We start from the raw sequence: 22,654 nt of genomic DNA on the forward strand, positions 1-22,654 counted from the left end.
GTACACTACTATGATACGCAATAAATGGATCACAGGCTTGCTCGGGTTAAGCTTATGGTTAAGCGCCTGTGATGATTATCTGGATATAGAGCCAAAAGGTAAAACTACATTAGAGACGGCGGACGATTATGGATATCTGTTAGCAAACTCAAGCAGTACTGACCTCGCTTATAACATCGGAAATCTAGGGTACCTGACAAGTGAGCAATGGCCTCGTACAGTCTCAATGGTAACGGATTTGACTTATCCATTAATACAAGCCAATTTCCTTTGTGATGAAACTATAGATCGCGCTTACTTTCAGGAATCAGATGCCTTGTATACAAGTTGCTATAAAAGAATAGCCCTCTATAATGTCATTTTAGATAATGTGAGTGAATCTGATGGGACTGATGCTAAAAAGAAAGCTGTAATTGCGGAAGCCAAAATCTTAAGGGCATTTGAGCATTTTGTTTTGGTGAATAATTATGCCAAGCACTATGATGCATCAACAGCCTCATCGGACTTGGGTATTATTATCAGGGATGAATTTAACCTTGAAACTACACCTCCACAGCGAACAGTGCAGGAAGTGTATGATTTTATACTGAAGGATATAGAGGAGGCACTTCCTGAACTGACGGATGAACCCATGACTACCTTTAGAGGAAGTATCGCAATGGGTTATGCCCTGAAAGCAAAGGTTATGCTCTTTATGAAACGCTGGGATGAGGCATTGGCAGCGGCAGAAGAATCATTGGTACATAATGATTACCTGTTTGATATGGTGAATTATTACCTAAACAAGGTTCCTGCAAAGGTGGATGTTGACATGGAAGAAAACCTGCTCTTCAGGTATGGAGGAACTAGTTTTGGACCTTACCTTTCCATTATTTCTCCAGAAGTGATAGAACGTTTTGGAGAGGGAGACACAAGGCTGTTAGCTTTCTTCCGTACCAGTCCGGCTATACCAGAAGGTTTGTATGCTTACTTTACTTTCTATTCCCAGTTTCAGTTCAATGTGGCAGGAATGCGAACACCAGAAGTCTACCTGATGAAAGCAGAGTGTTTGGCAAGGAAAGGGCAAGTTGCAGAAGCGATGGATATTGTCAATGAGATCCGAATGAAACGTATTGTACCGGAAAGCTATGTTGCAAAAACAGCTACATCTGTTCAGGAAGCCATGCAGATCATTATTGACGAGCGTGCAAGTGAATTGCTTTTCACATTCAATCGCTTCTGGGATTTGCGTCGCTTGAATACTGAATCAGAATATGCCCAAACTTTGGTTAGGGAGTATGAAGGAGCGACATACACATTGAAGCCGAACTCTCCTTTATATATTCAGCCATTTGCACAGAGTGCGGTTGATCGTCATCCTGACTTAAAGCAAAACTACTAGTTTACTCATTTTTTGAATAGTTGAATTGCCTTTAGCGATAAGCTAATTAGATGCCACCCACTGTGGTGGCATCTTCTTTTTTGACTTTCAATACCACTCTTTTTAATATGAAAAATATACTCAGTTTGTTCGGATGCCTTTTGGTGATTTCTGTTGCAGGATGTAATGCCGATTTTTCTGACTGGACTGTAAAAGGTCATGTAGCCATTGAAGGAGTAGATAAAGTATATCTACAAAGTGTAGAGAATGGATCTTACAGGAATATTGATAGTACCCGATTAGATAAAGGAAATTTTAAGATAAGTCTTAATCAACAGCAGCAAGGTTTCTATAGCCTGAAAGTAGGTTACAAATCAGTGCCTATTTACTTGGATAAAGGAATACGTTTAGTGCTTAATTTTGAGCCGGATACTAACCAAAAAAAAAAGATTGTTGTTCAGGTAGCTGACAGTAATTCTGAAGAAAACAAGGTGCTCCAAAAATGGGCAGACTATGTGCAAAACCTGCATGTTGGACTACAGAAAGACAAAGCTATTCCGCTATTTTTTCAGGGTTTTGAAACCGCAAACAAACAGTTAAACCAATGGTTGGCACATGCACCAACCCAAAATGCTGTATTCAACCAGCAATTTTTAGATAGAGCAAAGAATGACCTAGTTTATGAACTCATTTCCTTTACCCGCTCCCCTCAAGGTTACCAAGCTGACCTGACTGCTGTTACAGCATTTGTGGAGGAGATTAAAACTGACAATACATTATTCTCAAATGCTGCATTGGCAAATGGAATGCCTTACCTCTACAGGTATATATCCCTTTACATTGATTTTATGGTTAGAGGTGGAGCTAACCAATTTGTTGACTCCACTTTGGAGCAGCAAATCGCCCTAATACCAAATGACACCTTGAAAGGATATTATCTGGTCAATAACATACTGCCTTATTACAAAGGGCATGATAAGATTCAGAATACACTCAGGGATTATGGGAAATACCTTGTGACAGCAAAGCAACAACAATTGGCATCAGAAATGGAGCAAAAGCTTAAGCCTTTTGCCTTGGGTAGGCCTGCCATTAATTTCTCATTTCCTGATATCAATGGAAAAGAAGTATCACTAGCTGACCTGAAGGGGAAATTGGTGTATGTCGATATGTGGGCAACATGGTGTGCCCCTTGCCGATACCAGATTCCGCACTTGGAAGCCCTTGAAAAGGAGATGGAAGGAAAAGATATCGTCTTTGTAAGTATTTCAGTGGATAAGGAAAAAGCGAAATGGGAAAAGTTTCTTCAGCAGAAGAAACTGCATGGCATTCAGTTGCATACGGCAGGTTTTGATAACGAGCTAGCGAAAGGATATAACATCTCAAGCATTCCACGCTTTATGCTGTTTGATCAGGAAGGAAAGGTTGTGACCGTAGATGCACCAAGACCTTCAAGCACTGAGCTTAAGGAAATGATAGAGCGTTTATTATGATTTTTATTTAATAACCAGTGAGATATGAAATTTATTAAAATGATAAAATGGGGAATGGTCCCAACATTGGCAGCAACCATGTTTGCTTGTCAGCAACAAACCTCTGAAGTAGCTTATGCTTCTTTGAAAGGAAATGTGAAAGGGGAGGAGGTATTGTATCTCAAAGGTAGTGGGACTTCCAGAGTGGTAAAGGTGACAGAGCAAGGCACTTTCAACTTTGATTCTCTGACAGTCGATTCACCGACAATGTTGACACTTTCTAATAAAAAAGGTATGCCAGCCATCCAAGTTTACCTGTCACCTGGCAAGGAACTGAACTTACAGCTAGCAGGAGATAAGGATTGGAGAGCAGCAAGCTTTATAGGTGAAGAAGCATATTTGAACACACTGAACCATGAGGTGACAGTTGAATTGCAGAAGGAGTTTCGCAATGCATATTTTGCATTTGGGAAGTATTATAACAACTACGAGGCATTTCTACCTAAAATAGACTCTGTTAAAAAGGAGGTATATAATTGGTTAGCCGCAAAGGAAATAGAAGATCAGCAACTTAGGGAAATGTTTAGGGAACGTGCTGAATACCACTTTGCCGCAATTCATTTAGGCTATCCGAACAATTATTATACATGGTATAAAAAGGAAATTGTTCCTACAGAAGATCTCAATAAATATATAGAAGGATTGAAAAAGGATGATGCTCAGTTGTATGAGTTATTGCCTGAATACAAGTCTTTTATCTCTGAGTACTGGAAGTATTTGAAACAAAAAGAAGAAAACAGAAAAGGTGAAGAACTGATTTTGGGAGAGCTGTACGACTTGGCTGTAGCAAACTTTAAATCGGCTAACATTCTTGAGAGCCTTTTGATTGAGGAAACACGCTTTTCATTGAGGTATCAGGATATTAACCTTTTTATAGAAGACTTACCCCGATTCTTTACACTTATTGATAACGAAAAAGTGGAGGGAGAAATAAAAGCGGATTTCGAAGATTATAAAAGACTCCAAAAAGGAAAGCCAGCACCAATTTGGGAAGCTGTAGATCAGGATGGGAAAAAATATACATTGAGTGATTTCAAAGGAAAGTACCTGTATGTAGACTTTTGGGCAACATGGTGTGCTCCTTGCGTAAAAGAGATTCCTCATATGGCAGCACTAGAAAAGGCATATGAGCACAATGACAAGATTGTTTTTGTCAGCTACTCACAGGATGAAGATGAAAATGCATGGAAGAAAAAACTGGAAAGTAAAAACATGCATGGTATTCAGCTTCGTAATCCAAATGGTGGTATCCGAGATTCCATTATCAGAAATAAATACCGCATTTCAGGAATCCCGAGGTTTATGCTGATAGACCCAGAAGGTAATATAGTCAGTGTGGATGTGCCAAGACCTTCAGAGGTAGAAAAGGTACATGCATTCTTAGATAGTGTCTTAGATTAATTAAACCTCTCGTAACAACAGTAATAGATAGATCCGAATCCCTTATATGTTTCATGTAAGGGATTTTTTTATCCGCTAGATAGAGGGAATAATGCTATATCCGAATTGTATATTCTGAGATAACAAGAGTTTAAGTATTCACATTTATATACAAAATAACCTTAGAATTGGTCTAAATAGCTTTTGCTTTTTCGGTTTATTCTATACATTTGCCACTCTTTAGAATGAGTCTAAAAAAGATTAAGCCTTGAAATCATATATAAAACCAATTATATATCTAATAACACTTCTGACCTTTATTGGCAATTTGAAAGGCCAAGACTTGGTTAAGACACGTGTTCATGGAAGTGTTCAAACTTCAAATGGTGAAAAACTTATTGGTGTTACCGTGGTATTAAAGGGTACAACCAAAGGTACTACCACCAATATGGATGGTGATTTTGATATCAAAAATATCCCATTAGGTGATTATGTATTACAAGCTAGTTTTATTGGCTTCAACACAAAAGAGGTAACCCTGAAGCTTGATACTAAAAAAGCACAGAAGCTAAACATTGTGCTCGATGAGAACATTACAGAGATGGATGTAGTGGAAGTGAAAGGAGAGTCATTAGCACAAGAGGTCAAAAAACAACCATTTGCTGTAACAGCGGTATCCACCAAAGAATTTTACAATAGTGCTGCTGATGCCAAAATGGTACTCAATAGGGTAGCAGGTGTAAGGGTTATGGAAGAAGGAGGGGTTGGTTCTAATCTGAACTTTACCCTTAATGGCTTTTCAGGGGATCAGGTTAAGTTCTTTCTGGATGGTATTCCGATGGACAATTATGGTTCTTCATTAAGCCTTAGCAATATCCCTGTAAACTCTATTGAAAGGATTGATGTGTACAAAGGTGTTGTACCTGTATGGTTAGGAACAGATGCGCTTGGTGGTGCTGTTAACATTGTGACTAATTCTGTCGGTAATTTTTTGGATGCTTCTTATACAGTAGGATCCTTCAATACACATAGGGTATCTGTGAACGGTGCCTATACTAATCCTAAAAGTGGCTTTACTTTCCGTACCAACTTGAACGGAAACTATTCTGATAATAATTACAAGGTATTGGTGCCAATTAAAGAGGGTAACAATATTGTGGATACAGCTGAGGTCAAGAGATTCCATGACCGTTACTATTCAGGAACGCTTAAGCTGGAAACAGGTTTGGTCAACAAACCATATGCAGACCAGCTGCTTTTTGGCGTAATCCTTACAGGGGATGACAATCAGGTACAAACTGGTGCAACCATGAATACAGTGTACGGAGGTATTGTGAGCAATGGCAATTCTATTATCCCTACATTGAAATACAGCAAGGAAGACCTGTTTGTTGAAGGATTGGATGTAACGCTTTACAATGCTTATAATATCAGCACACATAACGTGATTGATACATTGAGTGGCGTCAAGTATAATTGGCTGGGTGAACCTACTTATACCCCTGGGTCAAGTGACGGGGAATTGTCTCGTACTTACAGTATTCTGGATGATAAAGAGTTCAATTCACAACTGAATGCTTCGTATGGTTTGGACAACCATAATTCTTTACAGTTTAATTACTCCTTCTCGTCACTTAACAGAGAGGTCACTGATACAGAAAACCCTGATAAAATCGAGAACAAGTTTCCAAAATCCATCAGCAAGCATGTCTTGGGTTTGGCTTATGTATATGAGCCAAGTGAGAAATGGAACACGACAGTGTTTGGTAAATATTACTTCCTGAAAGCAAAAACGTCCAAGGAATTTGATTTTGGGCTGGAAACAAACAGGATTGAAGGAGTTGAGAATTCAAAGCAAAATTTTGGTTATGGTTTGGCCACAACTTACCTGCCAGTAAATGGACTTCAGCTGAAGGCATCTTATGAACATACCTACAGGTTGCCTTGGGCTTATGAGATGTTTGGTGATGGTCTTTTCACGCAGGCAAACCCTGACCTGGGGCCTGAGCAAAGTGACAACTTTAACTTAGGGGCACAGTACCAGTTCGACATCAACAGCGACCACACATTTGTGGTGGAAAGTAATTTGATATACAGGGAAGCTAAGGACCTGATTTATCAGGTAGTAAAAGTGGCAAGCCCTGTGACACAATATGACAACCTGAGCCAAACACGTGCAAAAGGAGTAGAAGCAAGTATCAACTATACTTGGAAAGACTTTCTCCGAATTGGTGGAAATATCACATATCAGGACATCACTGATCAGGCAGATTCAGTGTATAATGAGTCCTACACCAACTCGGGTTATCAGAAGAATTTCCAGAAAGGCTTTAGGGTGCCTAACATTCCTTACTTGTTTGGCAATGCCAATGTTGGAGTCACATTCAAAGAGGTCTTCCAGAAAGAGTCTGTGTTGAATGTAAATATGTACTACAACTTTGTGGAGCAGTATTTCCTAAGCTGGGCAGAGTTGGGGTCAAAAGACAATAAAAAAGTAATCCCCGGACAATCATCTGTGGACATGGAGGTGTCATACAGCATGAATAAGGGCAAGTATAATATTGCTTTGGAGTGTCGCAACCTGACAGGTGCACTCCTTTATGATAAGTATTATCTACAAAAGCCTGGACGTGCCTTTTATATCAAATTAAGGTATGTACTTGGTCGTTAGCAGAAATTAGTTTAAACAATCAAACTTCGATATAAATATGTTTTCTTTCAGAAGAGTAAGTAAAGTAGCGTTGCCTGTTTTAGGTATTTGGTCTGCACTGATGTTTACAGGATGTGACAATGATGACTCAAAAGATCCGGTTACAACTGAGGACAAACAATTTGTTGTATCATTGGCTATTCAAGGTAGTGACAATAACTTCACCTATTATTCAGTTCCGTTTGCGGATGTGATGAACGGTTCACTGTCTGCAGTAGGAGAAGGTATTGAGCAGCCGGGTTACTATGACTTCACACAAATTGGCAACACAATCTACAGTATTGGTGGCTTGGATGACGTAAACGTAGTCGGTATTACAAAAAATGAAAGTGGAGCACTTACTCAAATTGGAGATGTATCTTTTACAAATAGCCTTTCTGATATAGTAAAAGCAGATGAGAATACATTGGTTGCATTGGAGTTGAATTCTAGTTCGGATCAAGTTACTTTCCACAAGATTGATATTAACACAATTACTGTAAAAGAAACTATACAGCACCCTGTATCTGATATCACTGGCCTTGAGTCACCGTCTTATTCAGGTATGCGTGTAAGTGGTGATTACCTGTATTTGGGCTACTATATCATGGATCCAAATTCTTGGGAAACCAATTTTACAGATAAGGCTTGGGTAGCTGTTTATTCTTACCCTGAGTTGGAGTTCATCAAGGTAATTGAGGATGACCGTACAGGAAATATCGGTGGTTTCAATGTGAAGTCAGGTTTGATCAAGGATGAAAAAGGTGATGTATATGCCCTGTCTCATTCTAATCCAGCGAATGGATTCAGCCAGTCAACAAAAGGTGGTGCAATCCTTCGTATCAAGAGTGGCGAGACGGAGTTCGATCAGGATTACTTCTTGGATGTTGAAGCGCTTACAGAAGGTACAAATACAGCTCACCTTGTATATTTGGGAGACGGTAAAGTTTTCGCTGAAATCAATACAGAGGCTAATGAGAATCAAGCTAGATGGTCAGACAGCCCGTTGCGTTCTGCTGTAATTGACTTGTATAACAATACAATCAACTACATTGACGGCATTCCAACACATAATGGTGATGGTAGAAGATTGGCTGCCTTGCACGATGGGAATAACATTTATATATGTATTCCAGAAGATTCAGGCATCTATGTTTATAAGATTGATTTGGTGAACTATACTGCAACTAAAGGAGCTGAAGTAGAAGCTAACTTTGTAGCAGGGTTCTTCAAGCTATAATACCACTTTTTAATTCAAATAAGACCAGCCCCCACAAAGGCTGGTCTTATTTTTTCTATACCACTCATCTCTATGAAAAACAAATCGAAAAATCAGAAAAGTACCCTAAGAAGACTCAATGATTGGTTACACCTATGGTTAGGACTGATTTCAGGAATTGTAGTATTTATCGTCAGCATAACAGGTTGTTTTTATGCTTTTCAGCAGGAGATTAAAGATGCTTTGGAACCGTGGCGTTTTGTAGCGATACAAGACAAACCATTTGTACCACCAAGTCAACTGTTGGATACTGCAAGCGTCTATATGCCTGACAAGGTGCCTACAGGTCTTACTTACAGCAATGCAGAAGGAGCTGCAGCTATAGGTTACAGTTCATTCAAGGATGGCAAAAGGAGTTTTTCAGTTGTATTTCTGAATCCTTATTCAGGGGAGTTCATTCGGAAAGAACAGACTTTAGGAGATGGCTCTTTCGATTTTTTCCGCTTCATCATCAATGGCCATAGGGCACTTTGGCTTCCATATAAAATAGGCAGGCCAATTGTTGGGGTATGTACCATTATATTTGTAGTACTGCTTGTTACTGGGATTGTGATGTGGTGGCCCAAAAAATGGAACAAAGCCAACTTTAATAAGAGTTTCAGCATCAAGTGGAATGGCAGTTTTAAAAGGGTCAACTATGATTTGCATAACGTCTTGGGTTTCTATAGCCTGATTTTGGCATTTGTAATTGCCGTAACAGGATTGGTGTGGAGCTTTGATTGGTTTAGTAACTCTCTGTACTATGTTACTTCTGGGGGAGAAACAAAACCGGAACACCATCATCCTCATTCTGATCCCTCAAAGGTACAGCTTAATGCAGGTGACAGTATCTCTCTTCTTGATCTGGCATGGTATAAGACACTTGAGCAGGAACCGGACGTACAGGGAATGTATATGAATCCTAAACCAAAGGATGAGGATGATGCGATAGAAATTATTGCCTATCAGGCGCACGGAACTTGGTATAACAGGAATGTCTATTATTATGATCAGTACACGCTGGAACAGTTCAATGTAGAAGGAGCGAAATTTGCAGAAGCAGATTTTGCTGATCAGCTGTCGATGCTCAATTATGATATCCATATTGGTTCCGTCTTAGGTTTGTCAGGAAAAGTGCTGGCCTTCTTTATCAGTTTGATTTGTGCAAGCTTGCCGGTAACAGGTTTTCTGGTTTGGTGGAATAAAAATATTAAAGCAACAAAGCGAAGTGTTGTAAATGTTTAGTGTGAGTTTAGGTCAGTTTAATAATTGACCTAAATATTTTTTTAAACACATCATTTAACAATACAGAAAACAGGACAATCTATATAAAAAGAAACTAATTACTCTGATTCAAAAACACATTGAAATCATCTCGTTTAACACACTTGAAAGAACAGTTTCGATAATTGTTAAACTACTTAGCTATAGACAATATATATAGTAAGCTTTAAGAGAAATAAGTATTAGTTTTCATCAAATTTGTTTCTCATATCGTTAAATGTGTTTTTTAAATCGAACAGAGCGAAAAAAATGGTGAATTAGTTGGAAGTGTAAACTTGTTTTTATAGTGCCAATAGAGAGTGAGTAATGAAAAAATTGTTGATACCGATTTTTTACAACTTGCAGCTAAACTAAGAAATCACCCCCCTATTTAACATAATATATATTGTAAACTAACAAGAAGGTTATAGCTTACAATACCATGATTTTTTGTCGTCAATTAGAATCTTAGTTCAACTTAAACTCATGTAGTTTTGTCACTCTATCATCTCTTTGATACCAGTCATTGTAAACAAACTCAAGTTTATCCACAGTAAAGGTTCCAAAATCAAAGTCTCTGTATTTTTCAATAATTGATAGAAGTTCTTCCTTATTCGCTAATTGATCTCTTAATCTAAATATGGTGGAATGAGCTGTTTGTATAGCATACCTCTTATCAATTGATTGTTCAAGGTCTGCGTTTTGAAATTGCTTCCTTAAATTTTCTCGGATGTTGTTTAGCATTTCATCTTCCAGAAAACCTTGCAACATAATACAGGATGGTGATGCGGTAAGTCCTTTAAATGTTATATCAAAGGGTGAACAGTTTTCTATACTTTTAGAGATGACTTTTATATAATCATCTATTACAATTTGGGATAAGTCAAATCCCTCATAACATGATATAATTGACATAACAGTCACATGAATATCTGTATTTGGATAAAAGTATTGTTTAGGCTCAACTACCCTTAATTCATCCAGAAATTGTTGAATCTTATTTTGTGCATTTTTATCCGGACGAATCAACAGCGTAACTCCATACCTATTATCCTCATTAGAATCTATCAAATCATCAATCTGATATTGGTCATTTTTGATTTTTTGAATTGATTCTTCATACAATTTATTGTAATGTTCTTTTAGTTTCATAAAAAATTTCAATCGTTAAGGTTTCAGTACAAAAAATTTAATTCATGTTACTTCATTCTAATTAAAATAATTAGTGAAGAAATTAGCGTCAGTAATCCAATCAGAAAAATGGAAGCCTCTATGCTAATAAAGTCTGCAATTACGCCAGTCATAATTGCGCCAACTGCATAGCCTAAATCTCTCCATAACCTGAAGATACCAATACTTTTTGCCCTATCTTGAGGATGGGTATTCTCTGCTACAGTTGCCAAAAATGTAGGATAAACCATTGCTGTCCCCCACCCCAATACTACTGAAAGTAAGATAAAATCCATCATGGTCTGACTCCAAACCATTCCAACTAAAGCTATAGCCTGTAAAAACATTCCTATAAAAAGTAAATGCTTTTTACGGTAATTATCCGCCATCTTTCCAGTAAATAACTGTCCTATTCCCCAAACAGCAGGATAAACGGCAGTCACAATACCAACCTGTTCTAGGTTAAAACTTTTGGATGCCAATAAAATTGGAAACACACCCCAAACCATGCCATCATTCAAATTATTGATTAATCCGGCTTGTGATACAGCACCTAGATTATGGTTTTTCCAGGTTGTTTCCCAAAATACATTGTTAAGCTTTGAAACTGTAGAAGATACAGACTCTTGCATGACATGGTGTACGGTGTCTTTTACTAAAAAAACACTACTCAATAACCCCATAACAACCAATACGATACCTAAATAAAATGGGTATGGTCTTATACCGTATTCACTTGCAACCCATCCAGTAATAAATGCCACAATTGCAACCGAAAGGTAACCTGCAAATTCATTTAGCCCCATGGCAAAACCTCTTTGCTTGTCACCAACCAGATCAATTTTCATAACTACAGTGCTGCTCCATGCCAACCCTTGGTTTATTCCCAATAAAATGTTAGCTGCAATTATCCAGTTCCAACTTGGTGCAAACATCAAAATAAATGGAATTGGGATACCAAATACCCATCCTGCAATCAGCAATTTTTTTCTTCCAAAACGGTTTGCCAATACACCTGTGTAATAGTTGGTAATTGCCTTTACAATCCCAAATACAACGATAAAGGAAAGAATTGCCGTTTTGGCCGCGATCAAGAATTCTTGCTCAGCAATCTGTGGCAAAACAGATCGCTCCAATCCCACCATTCCTCCTACAAAACCATTTACAATTACCAGTAATGTAAACTGCTGCCAGTTTTCTTTAAGCCCAAGCTTTGCCATCTGTATTAATATGTCTGTCTGTGTAGTTTCTTAAGTTGTTGATTGAGAGGTATTATTGTGACAACAACGATCAATCTGATACTTCTTGTCCTTGACAAAACCTTCCGCACCTTTTCAAATATAGCTTCCCAAAAATAGGAACTACGTGACTAAACACACACAACCTACAGCTTCATTTTTAATTTGAAATGATAAAACCACTATCCTACTTATATGGAGAATAGTGGTTTCTAACCTAACGTGAATTATGGTTTATACCACCCTTTCAGGGCTGATCTACATGACAATGGACTAAAATCCATCGCTGATATATTTTGTTCCTTCGGGACTTATGCCCTGAAAGGACCTTATACAATAGCGATGGGTCAGAAAGCCATGTAGATCAGCACTGATAGGGCGAAATAGCGTATTTAATCCATAACTAACGTTATGCTATCATTTCAGTTTCGTTTATGCTTATTTCTGCTGTTCACTTGAAGTCATTTCAACCTTATTATCAGTCATTTTTCGGGGATGTAATTTTACCTCAAAATCACTCGGTGACATTGTAAAAGCAACATTTTCCCTAATCGTTTCAGGGTCAGTAATCAATTCAATACGGTAATTTTTGCAAAGCATTGAAAGAACCATCTTGATTTCGACCAATGCCAAACCACGTCCCGGACAGAACCTTGCGCCACCACCGAAAGGTGCTGCTGCTTCAGGCTTGTGATGCGCATGCATTGGACAACCTGAAGGCATCCAACGCTCTGGCTCAAACTGATCGGGGTTACTAAAGTTTTCCTCCTGCCATGCAGCATGTCGATTATTGAGTAAAAACACCGTGTCTTTTGGAATTTCCAGCCCATCAATCTCCACATCTTCTAATGCACTCAGGTATAGAAAAGGTGCTACAGGCTTCATACGCATGGTTTCCATGGCTACTGCCTCAGCAAAGTACAAACGGGCACCATCCTCTTGCTCCCTCAAGTATGCCTCTTCTTTTAGTACCGTCTTTGCTTCTTCATACATTTTCTCCTGAATATCAGGGTGAATACTCAAGAAATAGACTGCCCATGCTATACTGTGAGCGGTTGTATCTTCACCTGCCAGCAGCATGGTAAAAACATTTCCTACCACCTCTTTCTCTGAAAACTTACCTTCCTTCTCCTGCTCCAACAACATGGCTTCCAAAAAGTTGCCTGGTTTCTCTTTCAACTCAGGGTTTGTTTTCAGTTTTTCTTTTGCCTTGGCTATAAATTCTTTGATTGTCTCCGTCACTATCTTCATTGAGGCATCGAAGGACTTGTCAACTGGCAACTTCACATACCTCCAATAAGGAAAAGGAGCATTCAACCTTCTGAAAATCGCAGGGAAAACCTTTTCAATATGCTGCTGAATCACATCACCGGTTTCCTCCACCGTATTCATATCATATCCAAATGCCAGATTGGTCGTTACATCAACAGTATATCGAATCACCTCCTGCTGGATATTAATAGCTTCACCAGCGACAGCCATGCTATCCAGCTTATTTTTTAGACGTTCTGTTACGGTCATCAAAGTAGGATGAAAGGTTTTAAGGTGCTGCATGTTCAGGGCTTGGGCTGTCACTTTCCGTTGGTTAACCCACTGCTCTCCTTCTGCAGAAAACACGCCTTCAATTCCCATCTCCTCAAAGATTTCAGCCAACTTTTTCCCTCTTCTGAAAAGCTTCGGACGCATCTTCATCAGTTGCTGATTCATATGATGGTCATTGGTCACCACAACTGGTCTGCCTGCAAAATTGAGTCTAAACAACGGTCCCAGCTTGTCTGCCACCTGACTCATCTCCTGATGCATATTACTGAAGTCAAACTGGTGAATATTACCAATAACAGGGAGCCCCTTCATCTTAGGTAAATCCTCAATGGTTCGTTTTTTTTGAGCTAAACTACCTGTCTCACTTTTATTTTCCCAGTCTGCTAACTCAGTTTCTAACAGATATATATTATCGTTCTCTACGATTGGGTTAAACTTGTGTAAGCACTCCTTCCCTCCTGATCTCTGACCTGTTTGATGATCAAACTTCCACTGGTGCATCTGACACACCAACATTCCTTTCTCCACCCTGCCTTCTGCCAGATTTGCCTGTTGGTGAGGGCATCTACTGTGAAATACCTGAACCTGCTCTCCTATCTTCAGTATTACAAGTTCAACGCCTTCTATATCTACACCAAAAGGGATTGCTTCACTCAGTTCACTTATCGTAGCAATTTTTTTTCTCATTGTTGCAATTAGGTATATATAAAAAAATGTTGCTGTTTCCAGAACATCCTGTGTTTATCAATGGTACCGTGAAGATAGCAATAATGATCAGAAATGGTTATTGATCATGACATTGTGACTCCATTTATACAATAATTTTGGTTTGAGTGATTATTTCGTCAACTTAAGTTTTTCATTGCTTTAAAAATCAATAGAATAGAGCCTTTCTTATGGATGTATTACTCCCCAGTAATGAGTTTTTGAGGGGTTCCTTCAATTGCATTAACAATATATACACTGTCTATTGGACGGCAGAAACCGTCAATTTGACTGATGTTCTGTATAAAGATTGTGCACGAATGTTGATCAAAAGTGTGAAGCAAATTCAGCCGCCATTGATGTTTATAGATTCGGTTTATTTCAAATTCAACCTTCTGTCCCATATACAGGATTGGGTTGATAATGAAATTATTCCACCGATAGCTGCCTCTAGTACAGAAAAGATGGCATTCTGCAAAAGTTTTGATCTGGTTTCTCAAATTTTGATTGAAGAGACGATGGATCAGCCTATTTCCAATTCCTACTTAAAAGTGAAGTATTTTTATCACAAAGAAGCCGCCATCAAATGGCTGTTAAAAGATGGGATAAGAAGTGTTCCTACCATTAACTTAAAAGGCTTGCCTTACCTTCCAAAAAAATAGGTCACTTTGAATTTTAGATAAATACATTCTGCTTAAAATTTGATGTATTTTTCTTTTGAATAAGGTCCTTTTTCAGAAAGGGTTTTCAATAAAAAAGCAGTGAAAGTAATTACACCTCCACTGCCTTTAATTTATTGAAATATTATAAGTTTACTTAAACTCAAACATCGCCTGATTGACTGTATAATCTGAACTTTCTCCTATCCAAACCTTAAACTGACCTGGTTCAACCGTCAACTCTTTTTCCAAATTCACGAATTGAATCATTTCTTCATCAATTTTAAAAGACACTGTTTTCGACTCTCCTTTTTTCAGCATGATTTTCTCAAACCCTTTCAGTTCCTTTACGGGTCGTGTAATGGAGGCTGTTATATCCTGCACATAAAGTTGTACAATCTCTTCCCCGTCAAACTGTCCTGTATTTTTGACCTCAATACTGACATTGATTTCTCCTCCCTTTGAAAAAGTCTCCTTATCCAACTTCAAGTTACTGTATTCGAAGCTTGTATAACTCAAACCGTGTCCGAAAGAATAAAGTGGGGTATTGGATACATCCAAGTAAGATGATTTATAGTCAGACCATTTCTCCTCATTCAGTGGTCTACCTGTGCTCTTGTGGTTATAGAATATTGGTATCTGACCAACATTTCTTGGAAACGTAATGGTCAGTTTGGCAGATGGATTGTAATCCCCAGATAAAATATCAGCAATGGCATGTCCTCCCATTGTACCCGGATACCAAGCCTCCACGATCGCATCCACATTCTCATCTTCCCATGACAAATCCATAGGACGTCCATTCAGCAATACCAATATGATCGGTTTATTCAACTTTTTCAGTTCCTTCAGCAGGTCTTGTTGTGGTTCCGGAATCTTAATGTCTGTCCGGCTTGCCGCCTCTCCTGACCAGTTAAAGTCCTCACCTCCAGCAAACAAAATCACATCTGCATTTTTGGCTACACTCAAAGCTTCGTCAAATCCGCTTTTATCTTCCTTTTTAAGAAGGTCGCAGCCTTTGGCATATTCAAACTTTACTTGTGAACCTTTGTACTTTTCTGTTAAGCCTTCAAAGATGGTAACGCTTTCGCTACGGTCTCCTCTGATTGCCCATTCACCATTCATACTATTTCGCTCCTTGATCATTGGCCCAATCAAAGCCACTTTTGCAGTCTTAGCTTTATCCAGTGGCAATGCATTGTTCTTGTTTTTCAGGAGTACTATTGAACGTTGTGCCGCTAAGCGAGCAACCTCATAATGTTCCTTGTTACTTACCCACTTTTTCTCACGGGCTTCATCCATATATCGGTAAGGGTCATCAAATAACCCTAGCATAAACTTCATTTCTAGTACACGGGCAGCTGCTCGGTTGATATACCCTTCACTGATCTTCCCTTCATCAAGAAGTGCTTTCAGGTATTGTACATACCCTGCTCCGTTCATATCCATATCAATACCTGCCAGAAGTGCTTTTTCTGAAGCTTCTTTCAAATCTTCTGCAAAGCCATGTTCTACCATCTCATTGATAGCGGTATAATCGGTCACAACCATACCCCTAAAGTCCCATTGGTCACGAAGAATATCCGTAAACAAGTATTTATTCCCTGTAGCCGGTACACCTTCAATCTCATTGAATGCTGTCATAAAAGTTGCCACACCTGCCTCTATACAAGCCTTGAAAGGAGGAAGGTAAACATCTTTTAAAGTTCTATCTGAGATATCCACTGTGTTATAATCCCGTCCCGCTTGAACAGCTCCATATGCTGCAAAATGTTTGGCACAAGCCAACATGGTGAACGGATCTGCAAAATCTTTATAAGTCTTGATGCCTTGAAATCCTTTGACCCTTGCCTTGGCAATCTCATTTCCAAGATAGACATCCTCTCCTGCCCCTTCCATCACACGTCCCCAACGAGGGTCACGCGCTATATCCACCATCGGGGCAAATGTCCAGCTGATTCCTGAGGAAGTAGCTTCAACGGCTGCAATTCGGGCAGACTTCTCCATGAGTTCCAAGTCCCATGAACAGGACTCTGCCAATGGCATTGGAAACGTCGTTTTATAACCATGAATCACATCTGCCGCGAAAAGGATAGGAATTTTCAAACGGGAATGTTGCATGGCTTGTTCCTGTAACTGCCTTAACCCTTTTGCTCCAAACACATTAAACATTGACCCTACCATTCCCTTCTGAAGGTATTCCTTGAACTCATCTCCTATTTCTGGTCCGGTGACCGCACCCCTACCTGCAAACTGTGTCATCTGACCTATTTTTTCTTCTATGGTCATTATCGCAAGCAAGGAATCTACTTTCCTTTCAATCTCCGCATCACCGCTATAACTCTTCCACTTTAAGTCATCATCGGGAGCATCTTTAATAAACGCGGTACCTACCAGTAAGGTAGCCGGCACAATCAACAGCAGTGTTGCCTTGGTTAGTAATCTTCTGATATTCATCTTCTTACTGGTCAATTGTTATAATGTATTTTTTCCTATTATGAGTACAAAAAAGTTAAAACATTGACCAATTAAAATGACTTATACTTCCATCTAAGTCACAGTGTTACAATAATATATTGTGAATTGTCACTTAGCATTCGCTTCTAGTACGTCTTTAAAGTGATGGATTGAAACCCATCGCTGATATATTTAGGGGTAACCCATAACTCCCGTCAATACCATGCTTTTGGGTATAAAAAAAACATGAGCCACCTCCGAAATCGATTCAGGGTGGCTCATGCTCAGAAAAGGCAATAGTGTTACTTTTTTATCACTCGAGTTTTAATACTGCCATCAATCACCAGCATGTATAACCCATTATTCAATTGAGAAATATCCATCTTCTTTGTATCCTTTACCTCCATCACCAATGTCCCTGCAACACTGTATAAAGCCAAGTGCTGAGGAGTTACTGATCCCTTTACTTGAATATATGTACTTGCTGGATTGGGGTACACACTCACGCTGCTGAAGGAATCGGAAAGGTCACTTGCTAACACCAATCTGTAATTGGCAGTATCACAACTATTCCATACAAAAGCGTAAGTTATATCTGAATTACCAATTGTATATTCCCTATCGGAGTTATATATCGTTGCACATGCCGTAGGTACCGTCTCTCTATTGCTCCAATTATTGGCATTCAAAAAGTAATAACCCCCACTACTACCAGGAGCCAAATTCGTAGTGTAAGTATAAATGCTGCCACTCTCCCATGACATCGGTACAATGGACCAATTGCCATCTCCCGTAAAGTCTCCTGTCACATATACGCCGTTACTGGTACTAACACCTTCCATATCTACCTTGAAGGTCACCTGTACCTCTGAGGGAATAACCTCTTCACAGCTTCCCCACTTGTAAGCCAATGTCATGTCTGAGGTCCCTATCGTATACGCTCTGTCTGAATTGTACATTGCAGCACATTCCGTCGGCACTGTTTCCCTGCTGCCCCAATCATTCGCATTTAAGAAATAATAACCGCCAGTACTCCCAACAGCGATCGTGGTAGTATAGGAATAAACTGTTCCGCTTTCCCATGACATCGGTACAATGGACCAACTGCCATCTCCCGTAAAGTCTCCTGTCACATATACGCCGTTACTGGTACTAACACCTTCCATATTTACCTTGAAGGTCACCTGCACCTCCGTAGGACTACTGGAAATATAATCTTCTGAAAGGAAACCAATTCCTCCCGATTCCATCAATTCATTGTCAAAATCAAAGAATGTTACATTTTCCCAATGTGAACCTGTTCCCCAAAGTGTTGAACATGGTGTCGAGACCCAAGCTGGCTCCCAGTAGATCACGCCTATTCCACCACTTTCTGCTACTTCTGTCGTAAGGTCAACCAGAAAATCTTTCTGCACCTCAGGAGTTGGGGCAGCATACCCCGATGCAGATCCTTCCATCACATTGGTAGCTGTTTCATCGACAGCATCATTGGTCCAAGGATGTCCCGTTTCCACAATCATGACATCCTTGTTATAAGTAGTCTTCAGACTGGCAATAATGTCTCCTGTCTGGCTTACATTATTGGAAGTATGCCAAACGGGGTAATAGGACAACCCAATAATATCATATCCAGTTAACCCCGCTGCTGTTGCTTCCGAAAACCACCATGCAGCATTTGCAGGGTCTGCGATATGAATTACTGTTTTTGGGGTAATAGATGATTGCGCTCCTGCATCCTTTACAGCCTGAATACCTGCGTTCAGTAATGTAGCTGAACGAGCAAAATCAACAGGGTATAAGGCTACCCCATCCTTTACCATAACATTGCCATTGGTTTCGTTGCCCACCTGAACCAGCTCCGGCATCAACCCTTCCGAATTTAGGGAGGCAAGCGTATTGTAAGTATAGTTATACACTTCTTGCTTCAGCTGATCGACTGTAGTGGTATATTCCCATGCAGCAGGAATGTATTGCTTCTCTGGGTCGGTCCATTCATCAGAGTAATGAAAGTCCAGTAATACTTCCATGTTTAGAGATTTGGCTCTCTGGATACTCTTTTTTACATCCGCAAAGTTAGAATAGTTCGTCCAGGTTGGATTATGCCAAAGCCTTACCCTCACCAAATTAGCTCCATAATCATAGAAAATCTGATAGGGGTCTTTGGTTTGACCATTCTCCTTAAAAACAGCGCCGCAATCCTCCATTTCATTTACATAGGATAAGTCAACTCCTTTATAGAATGTCTGTGCATTTAGGCTACCAAATGACAGTAACCATATTGGTATCACTAAGGACAGTAGTTTTGGGTAGGTATTCATTTTCATCTAAAGTGTTGTTAATGGTGAATATTCTCAAATTGATTAATTGTATCAATGACATTTAAATATCACCGTTAGCTCCAAATCAAGAAGGAGGTAAATTCATTTTAAAGGGTAGGCATATTCACACACCCCGTTATAAGACCTCTTCAGTGGGTTTTAGCCTAGAAAAAAAGACACTTTTCAAAAATAAAAACCATCTACTAAGACAAGTAGATGGCTTTCTAATGAATTCAATATTTACTTTTTATTGCTGAGCCACATTATTCCCTTCAGCTGAAGGCATTTCAGGACGTGGCATTCTGTAAATATGAGTAGTCATGGATTCCAAAAAGGCTATCAGTTCTTTCTTTTCCTGTGGAGTCAATCCCAATGGCTTTAAGATATCCGATGTTTTTGGAAATAAAGGGTCGTCCTCAAACTCTGGTCTCGGTTTTGGTCTTGCCATCCCGTGATCATACATGTTCATAATCCCATCCATGCTTGGGAATAATCCATTATGCATCCAAGGTCCAGTTCGCATCACTTCACGAAGGGTTGGTGTCTTGAACCTGCCCACATCAGCAGTGTCCTTAGTCACCAAGTAACGTCCCAAGTCCTCGTACTTTCTGCCATAGTAATGCAGTCCAAGGTTATGAAACTTATTGTCTGTCAGGAAAGGACCATTATGGCAATTGATACATCTTGCCTTGGTACGGAACAGGTGCAATCCTTTCAAAGCATCATCACTGAGTGCTTCCTTATCCCCTTTCAGGAATTTATCCAGTTTACTTTCCCTGCCTTCCAATGTTCGCTGGAAATAAGCCAAAGCTGATGCAATCCGGTCAACAGTTACCACCTCATCTCCGAAAGCCTTTTCAAAATAAGGCTGGTAACCTTTAATTTTTTCAATTTTTGCCGGTAACAAGTGTAATCCCTGATGCATCTCTAACGGATTGGCTACAGGTTCTAGTGCTTGCTGCTCCAATGTACCTGCACGTCCGTCCCAAAACAGTGGAGTCGTTGCCCAACTGTAAAACAGGCTTGGTGTATTCCGTTGTCCCAACTGGTGATCGTGCCCTACCCCTACCGTTCTTCCATTACTCCATGAGAGTTGAGGATCATGGCAAGAGGAACAGGAAATCTGTCCGGAAGAAGAGAGTCTGGGGTCAAAAAACAGGACTTTCCCCAACTCAATTAGTGGTTGCAGAGAATCTACACCTTTGTATGGTGAAGGAGGTACTGGAGCAATTTCCTTCCAGTCAATATCAGCATCTACATTTGGTGCAGGCCAGTTACTTGGCTCATCACTGTATATCTCTCTTAACTTTTCTACAGTATATCCCTTTTCGGTGTTTTCCTTATTGCAGCTAAACCATACAAATGCAGAAAATAGCAACACTGTACTGAGCAAGCCGATTTCCCTTATATTTTTGATAGTTGTTTTCATTAGCCCAAGCTATTAAGATTTCTGTGTATCGAATTATTCAAAAAAGTTGTAAGTAAAACTGGTTGAGTATTTTCCTTAATGCAGGAAGGTCAGCTTAAATGAGATAAGATCACGCTTCCCTGTTGGTTCAAAGAGACTGTTTGGAATTGAAATCACATTGAGTGGAACAGTGCTTTGATAAGTAACTCTCCCTTGCAGCCTGAAACGGTCAAAGGCTTTTTCTGCTGAAACAGCTGCCTCAGGTGCTATATAACTGGCAGTATTGTATTGGAACTCAGGATAGACAACCGATTGTGTCACAATATTCTCCTGAGAGGCTAACACTTGAATGGATTGCGTCAGGTTATGTCTGTAATCAGCGCCTACACGTAGTCGATAAGTAATCGACTGAACTTCAAAAGCTTTTTCGCCTTTCACGCCAACAAGCAAATTTGAAAAGCTGTACTGGTGAGAGGCATTGTAGTCTTTCTTCGATTGGTCTCTGAAAGCCAATTGACCTTCCAAGCTTATTCTTTTAATTGGTTGGCTGATCAGGTAAGTGATTTTCTGCTCAAACGCATCATAGAAATAATTGACTCCCCCAAGAATGTAGTTCCAGTCTTTTCCTTTCTCAATTGTCGTTAAGGAGACCCATTGCTGCTGCCAGCTTCCTTCCAGCTTACGCATGTAAAGTCTGTTTTCGGTTGTAGAAAGTGTATAATCTCCTACAGGATCTTTTATCAAAACTTGCTCCTCTGTCTTTAACCTTTTGAAAGTAGAGGATGCTTGTTTCCATGCCAGCTCATTATTGACTTCCCAAACCTTGTTGTTGAAATGCCATTGCAACCCTGCCCCAAGGGTATTGGTCCTAGCCCTGTACCTTTTATAGTCAATCAAATCATAGCTTCCTAAGCCAAATAGCGTATGCACCCTGTATTCAGTAGCGCCGTAGCTGTCATTGTTATCATTGTAAAAACGATAACTTCCATTCTCTGTATTAAACCCCAAACGAGCACTTGCGCTTAACAAATGGTTTGGGTGAATTTGATAACCTACCTGCAACTGGGCTTCTAATTCCGAAAAATCTATCTCAGGTCGTGGATCATTTGATCGAGCCATTTGCTGTAGTTGATATTGCAACCCTAGTCCCAATACCAGCTTCTCATTCATTACCGGACGGACCACATTCACATGGATATCCAGCTGATCATTACTCCAGTTTCCTTTCTTGATATTTCCCCAATTGTAAGGGTTTGAGGAAGCCTCCCTTGTCAGTAACCAACCCAAACTATCGTTTTCAACTTTTTGGTAACTAAAACCTCCTTCTAACCAATAGCCACGTAACGCTCTCAGTCCTTCGGAAAAAAGCTGAAGGTTTTTGCTCCTCTCCTGCTGTTGGTTGTTTCGGAATTCACCTGTTTCATTTGAAAAACCGACATAACTTCTCCCAAACTGCTGTTGAATCAAGTACGGACGAAATGGCTGTGCAGAAATTTCCTTCCAAGCGGTTTGAAAAGGTAGAGACAATATATCCACCTTAAGGCTATCTGAGCCGGTTTGTCCTTTTGAAGGAAAACCAAACAATAACAAAAGACTGCTGAATAGAACGGTATAAGACAGGTACTTCATCATAACAAGATTTGACTCAAGGAAAAAGCAATGCAAAGCAGCCTCA

Annotated in this window: 14 protein-coding genes; 7 read left to right on the plus strand and 7 right to left on the minus strand. The window is 39.6% G+C overall.

The genetic code is table 11. The features are described 5' to 3' along the window. Nucleotides 1-10 precede the first annotated feature (10 nt). From V6R21_RS04280 to V6R21_RS04305, 6 genes are all read left to right on the plus strand, one after another. Nucleotides 11-1,381, plus strand: a complete 1,371-nt coding sequence (locus V6R21_RS04280) for a RagB/SusD family nutrient uptake outer membrane protein (RefSeq protein ID WP_334241207.1) — start codon at nucleotides 11-13, stop codon at nucleotides 1,379-1,381. Between the two features lie 107 nt (nucleotides 1,382-1,488). Next, nucleotides 1,489-2,853 (plus strand): TlpA disulfide reductase family protein, encoded by a 1,365-nt coding sequence (locus V6R21_RS04285; RefSeq protein ID WP_334241209.1) that lies wholly within the window; start codon nucleotides 1,489-1,491, stop codon nucleotides 2,851-2,853. 24 nt (nucleotides 2,854-2,877) lie between these two features. Then, nucleotides 2,878-4,293 carry a TlpA family protein disulfide reductase gene (locus tag V6R21_RS04290; RefSeq protein WP_334241211.1) on the plus strand — a complete coding sequence of 472 codons (1,416 nt, stop codon included), beginning with the start codon at nucleotides 2,878-2,880 and terminating at the stop codon, nucleotides 4,291-4,293. 307 nt (nucleotides 4,294-4,600) lie between these two features. Then, nucleotides 4,601-6,943 (plus strand): TonB-dependent receptor, encoded by a 2,343-nt coding sequence (locus V6R21_RS04295; protein ID WP_334241213.1) that lies wholly within the window; start codon nucleotides 4,601-4,603, stop codon nucleotides 6,941-6,943. Between the two features lie 37 nt (nucleotides 6,944-6,980). After that, nucleotides 6,981-8,201, plus strand: a complete 1,221-nt coding sequence (locus V6R21_RS04300) for a DUF4374 domain-containing protein (RefSeq protein WP_334241214.1) — start codon at nucleotides 6,981-6,983, stop codon at nucleotides 8,199-8,201. 72 nt (nucleotides 8,202-8,273) lie between these two features. Then, entirely contained in the window at nucleotides 8,274-9,464 is a 1,191-nt protein-coding gene (locus V6R21_RS04305) for a PepSY-associated TM helix domain-containing protein (RefSeq protein ID WP_334241216.1), read from the plus strand. 486 nt (nucleotides 9,465-9,950) lie between these two features. Here V6R21_RS04305 and V6R21_RS04310 read toward each other — a convergent pair whose 3' ends face one another. From V6R21_RS04310 to V6R21_RS04320, 3 genes are all read right to left on the minus strand, one after another. After that, nucleotides 9,951-10,634 carry a 2'-5' RNA ligase family protein gene (locus V6R21_RS04310; protein WP_334241218.1) on the minus strand — a complete coding sequence of 228 codons (684 nt, stop codon included), beginning with the start codon at nucleotides 10,632-10,634 and terminating at the stop codon, nucleotides 9,951-9,953. Between the two features lie 47 nt (nucleotides 10,635-10,681). Further along, nucleotides 10,682-11,872 (minus strand): MFS transporter, encoded by a 1,191-nt coding sequence (locus V6R21_RS04315; RefSeq protein WP_408612971.1) that lies wholly within the window; start codon nucleotides 11,870-11,872, stop codon nucleotides 10,682-10,684. A gap of 456 nt (nucleotides 11,873-12,328) precedes the next feature. Beyond that, a complete protein-coding gene (locus V6R21_RS04320; RefSeq protein WP_334241220.1) occupies nucleotides 12,329-14,119 on the minus strand; it encodes a cytochrome P450 in 1,791 nt (596 codons plus the stop codon). 338 nt (nucleotides 14,120-14,457) lie between these two features. Between V6R21_RS04320 and V6R21_RS04325 the strand changes: the two genes are divergently transcribed. Further along, nucleotides 14,458-14,799, plus strand: a complete 342-nt coding sequence (locus V6R21_RS04325) for a hypothetical protein (protein ID WP_334241222.1) — start codon at nucleotides 14,458-14,460, stop codon at nucleotides 14,797-14,799. 150 nt (nucleotides 14,800-14,949) lie between these two features. Here the strand turns inward: V6R21_RS04325 and bglX are convergent, their stop codons facing one another. From bglX to V6R21_RS04345, 4 genes are all read right to left on the minus strand, one after another. Further along, complete coding sequence (gene bglX, locus V6R21_RS04330) at nucleotides 14,950-17,253, minus strand: beta-glucosidase BglX (RefSeq protein ID WP_334241224.1); 2,304 nt, start codon at nucleotides 17,251-17,253, stop codon at nucleotides 14,950-14,952. Nucleotides 17,254-17,555: 302 nt separating this feature from the next. Continuing rightward, on the minus strand, nucleotides 17,556-19,577 hold the full coding sequence (locus V6R21_RS04335) for a glycosyl hydrolase 53 family protein (protein WP_334241225.1): 2,022 nt from the start codon (nucleotides 19,575-19,577) through the stop codon (nucleotides 17,556-17,558). Between the two features lie 241 nt (nucleotides 19,578-19,818). Next, on the minus strand, nucleotides 19,819-21,000 hold the full coding sequence (locus V6R21_RS04340; protein ID WP_334241228.1) for a cytochrome-c peroxidase: 1,182 nt from the start codon (nucleotides 20,998-21,000) through the stop codon (nucleotides 19,819-19,821). Between the two features lie 75 nt (nucleotides 21,001-21,075). Then, the gene (locus tag V6R21_RS04345) at nucleotides 21,076-22,611 is read right to left on the minus strand and encodes a DUF6850 family outer membrane beta-barrel protein (protein ID WP_334241230.1); all 1,536 of its coding nucleotides are present in this window, start codon (nucleotides 22,609-22,611) and stop codon (nucleotides 21,076-21,078) included. Between the last annotated feature and the right edge of the window lie 43 nt (nucleotides 22,612-22,654).

The sequence above is a fragment of the Limibacter armeniacum genome, from assembly GCF_036880985.1.
GTDB lineage: Bacteria > Bacteroidota > Bacteroidia > Cytophagales > Flammeovirgaceae > Limibacter > Limibacter armeniacum.

What these genes read in the sequence shown, in the direction of transcription:
- V6R21_RS04305 (WP_334241216.1), top strand. Translation starts at nt 8,274, where the DNA reads ATGAAAAACAAATCGAAAAATCAGAAAAGTACCCTAAGAAGACTCAAT.
- V6R21_RS04335 (WP_334241225.1), bottom strand. Translation starts at nt 19,577, where the DNA reads ATGAAAATGAATACCTACCCAAAACTACTGTCCTTAGTGATACCAATA.
- V6R21_RS04290 (WP_334241211.1), top strand. Translation starts at nt 2,878, where the DNA reads ATGAAATTTATTAAAATGATAAAATGGGGAATGGTCCCAACATTGGCA.
- V6R21_RS04280 (WP_334241207.1), top strand. Translation starts at nt 11, where the DNA reads ATGATACGCAATAAATGGATCACAGGCTTGCTCGGGTTAAGCTTATGG.
- V6R21_RS04340 (WP_334241228.1), bottom strand. Translation starts at nt 21,000, where the DNA reads ATGAAAACAACTATCAAAAATATAAGGGAAATCGGCTTGCTCAGTACA.
- V6R21_RS04285 (WP_334241209.1), top strand. Translation starts at nt 1,489, where the DNA reads ATGAAAAATATACTCAGTTTGTTCGGATGCCTTTTGGTGATTTCTGTT.
- V6R21_RS04315 (WP_408612971.1), bottom strand. Translation starts at nt 11,872, where the DNA reads ATGGCAAAGCTTGGGCTTAAAGAAAACTGGCAGCAGTTTACATTACTG.
- V6R21_RS04325 (WP_334241222.1), top strand. Translation starts at nt 14,458, where the DNA reads ATGTTGATCAAAAGTGTGAAGCAAATTCAGCCGCCATTGATGTTTATA.
- bglX (WP_334241224.1), bottom strand. Translation starts at nt 17,253, where the DNA reads ATGAATATCAGAAGATTACTAACCAAGGCAACACTGCTGTTGATTGTG.
- V6R21_RS04310 (WP_334241218.1), bottom strand. Translation starts at nt 10,634, where the DNA reads ATGAAACTAAAAGAACATTACAATAAATTGTATGAAGAATCAATTCAA.
- V6R21_RS04320 (WP_334241220.1), bottom strand. Translation starts at nt 14,119, where the DNA reads ATGAGAAAAAAAATTGCTACGATAAGTGAACTGAGTGAAGCAATCCCT.
- V6R21_RS04300 (WP_334241214.1), top strand. Translation starts at nt 6,981, where the DNA reads ATGTTTTCTTTCAGAAGAGTAAGTAAAGTAGCGTTGCCTGTTTTAGGT.
- V6R21_RS04345 (WP_334241230.1), bottom strand. Translation starts at nt 22,611, where the DNA reads ATGATGAAGTACCTGTCTTATACCGTTCTATTCAGCAGTCTTTTGTTA.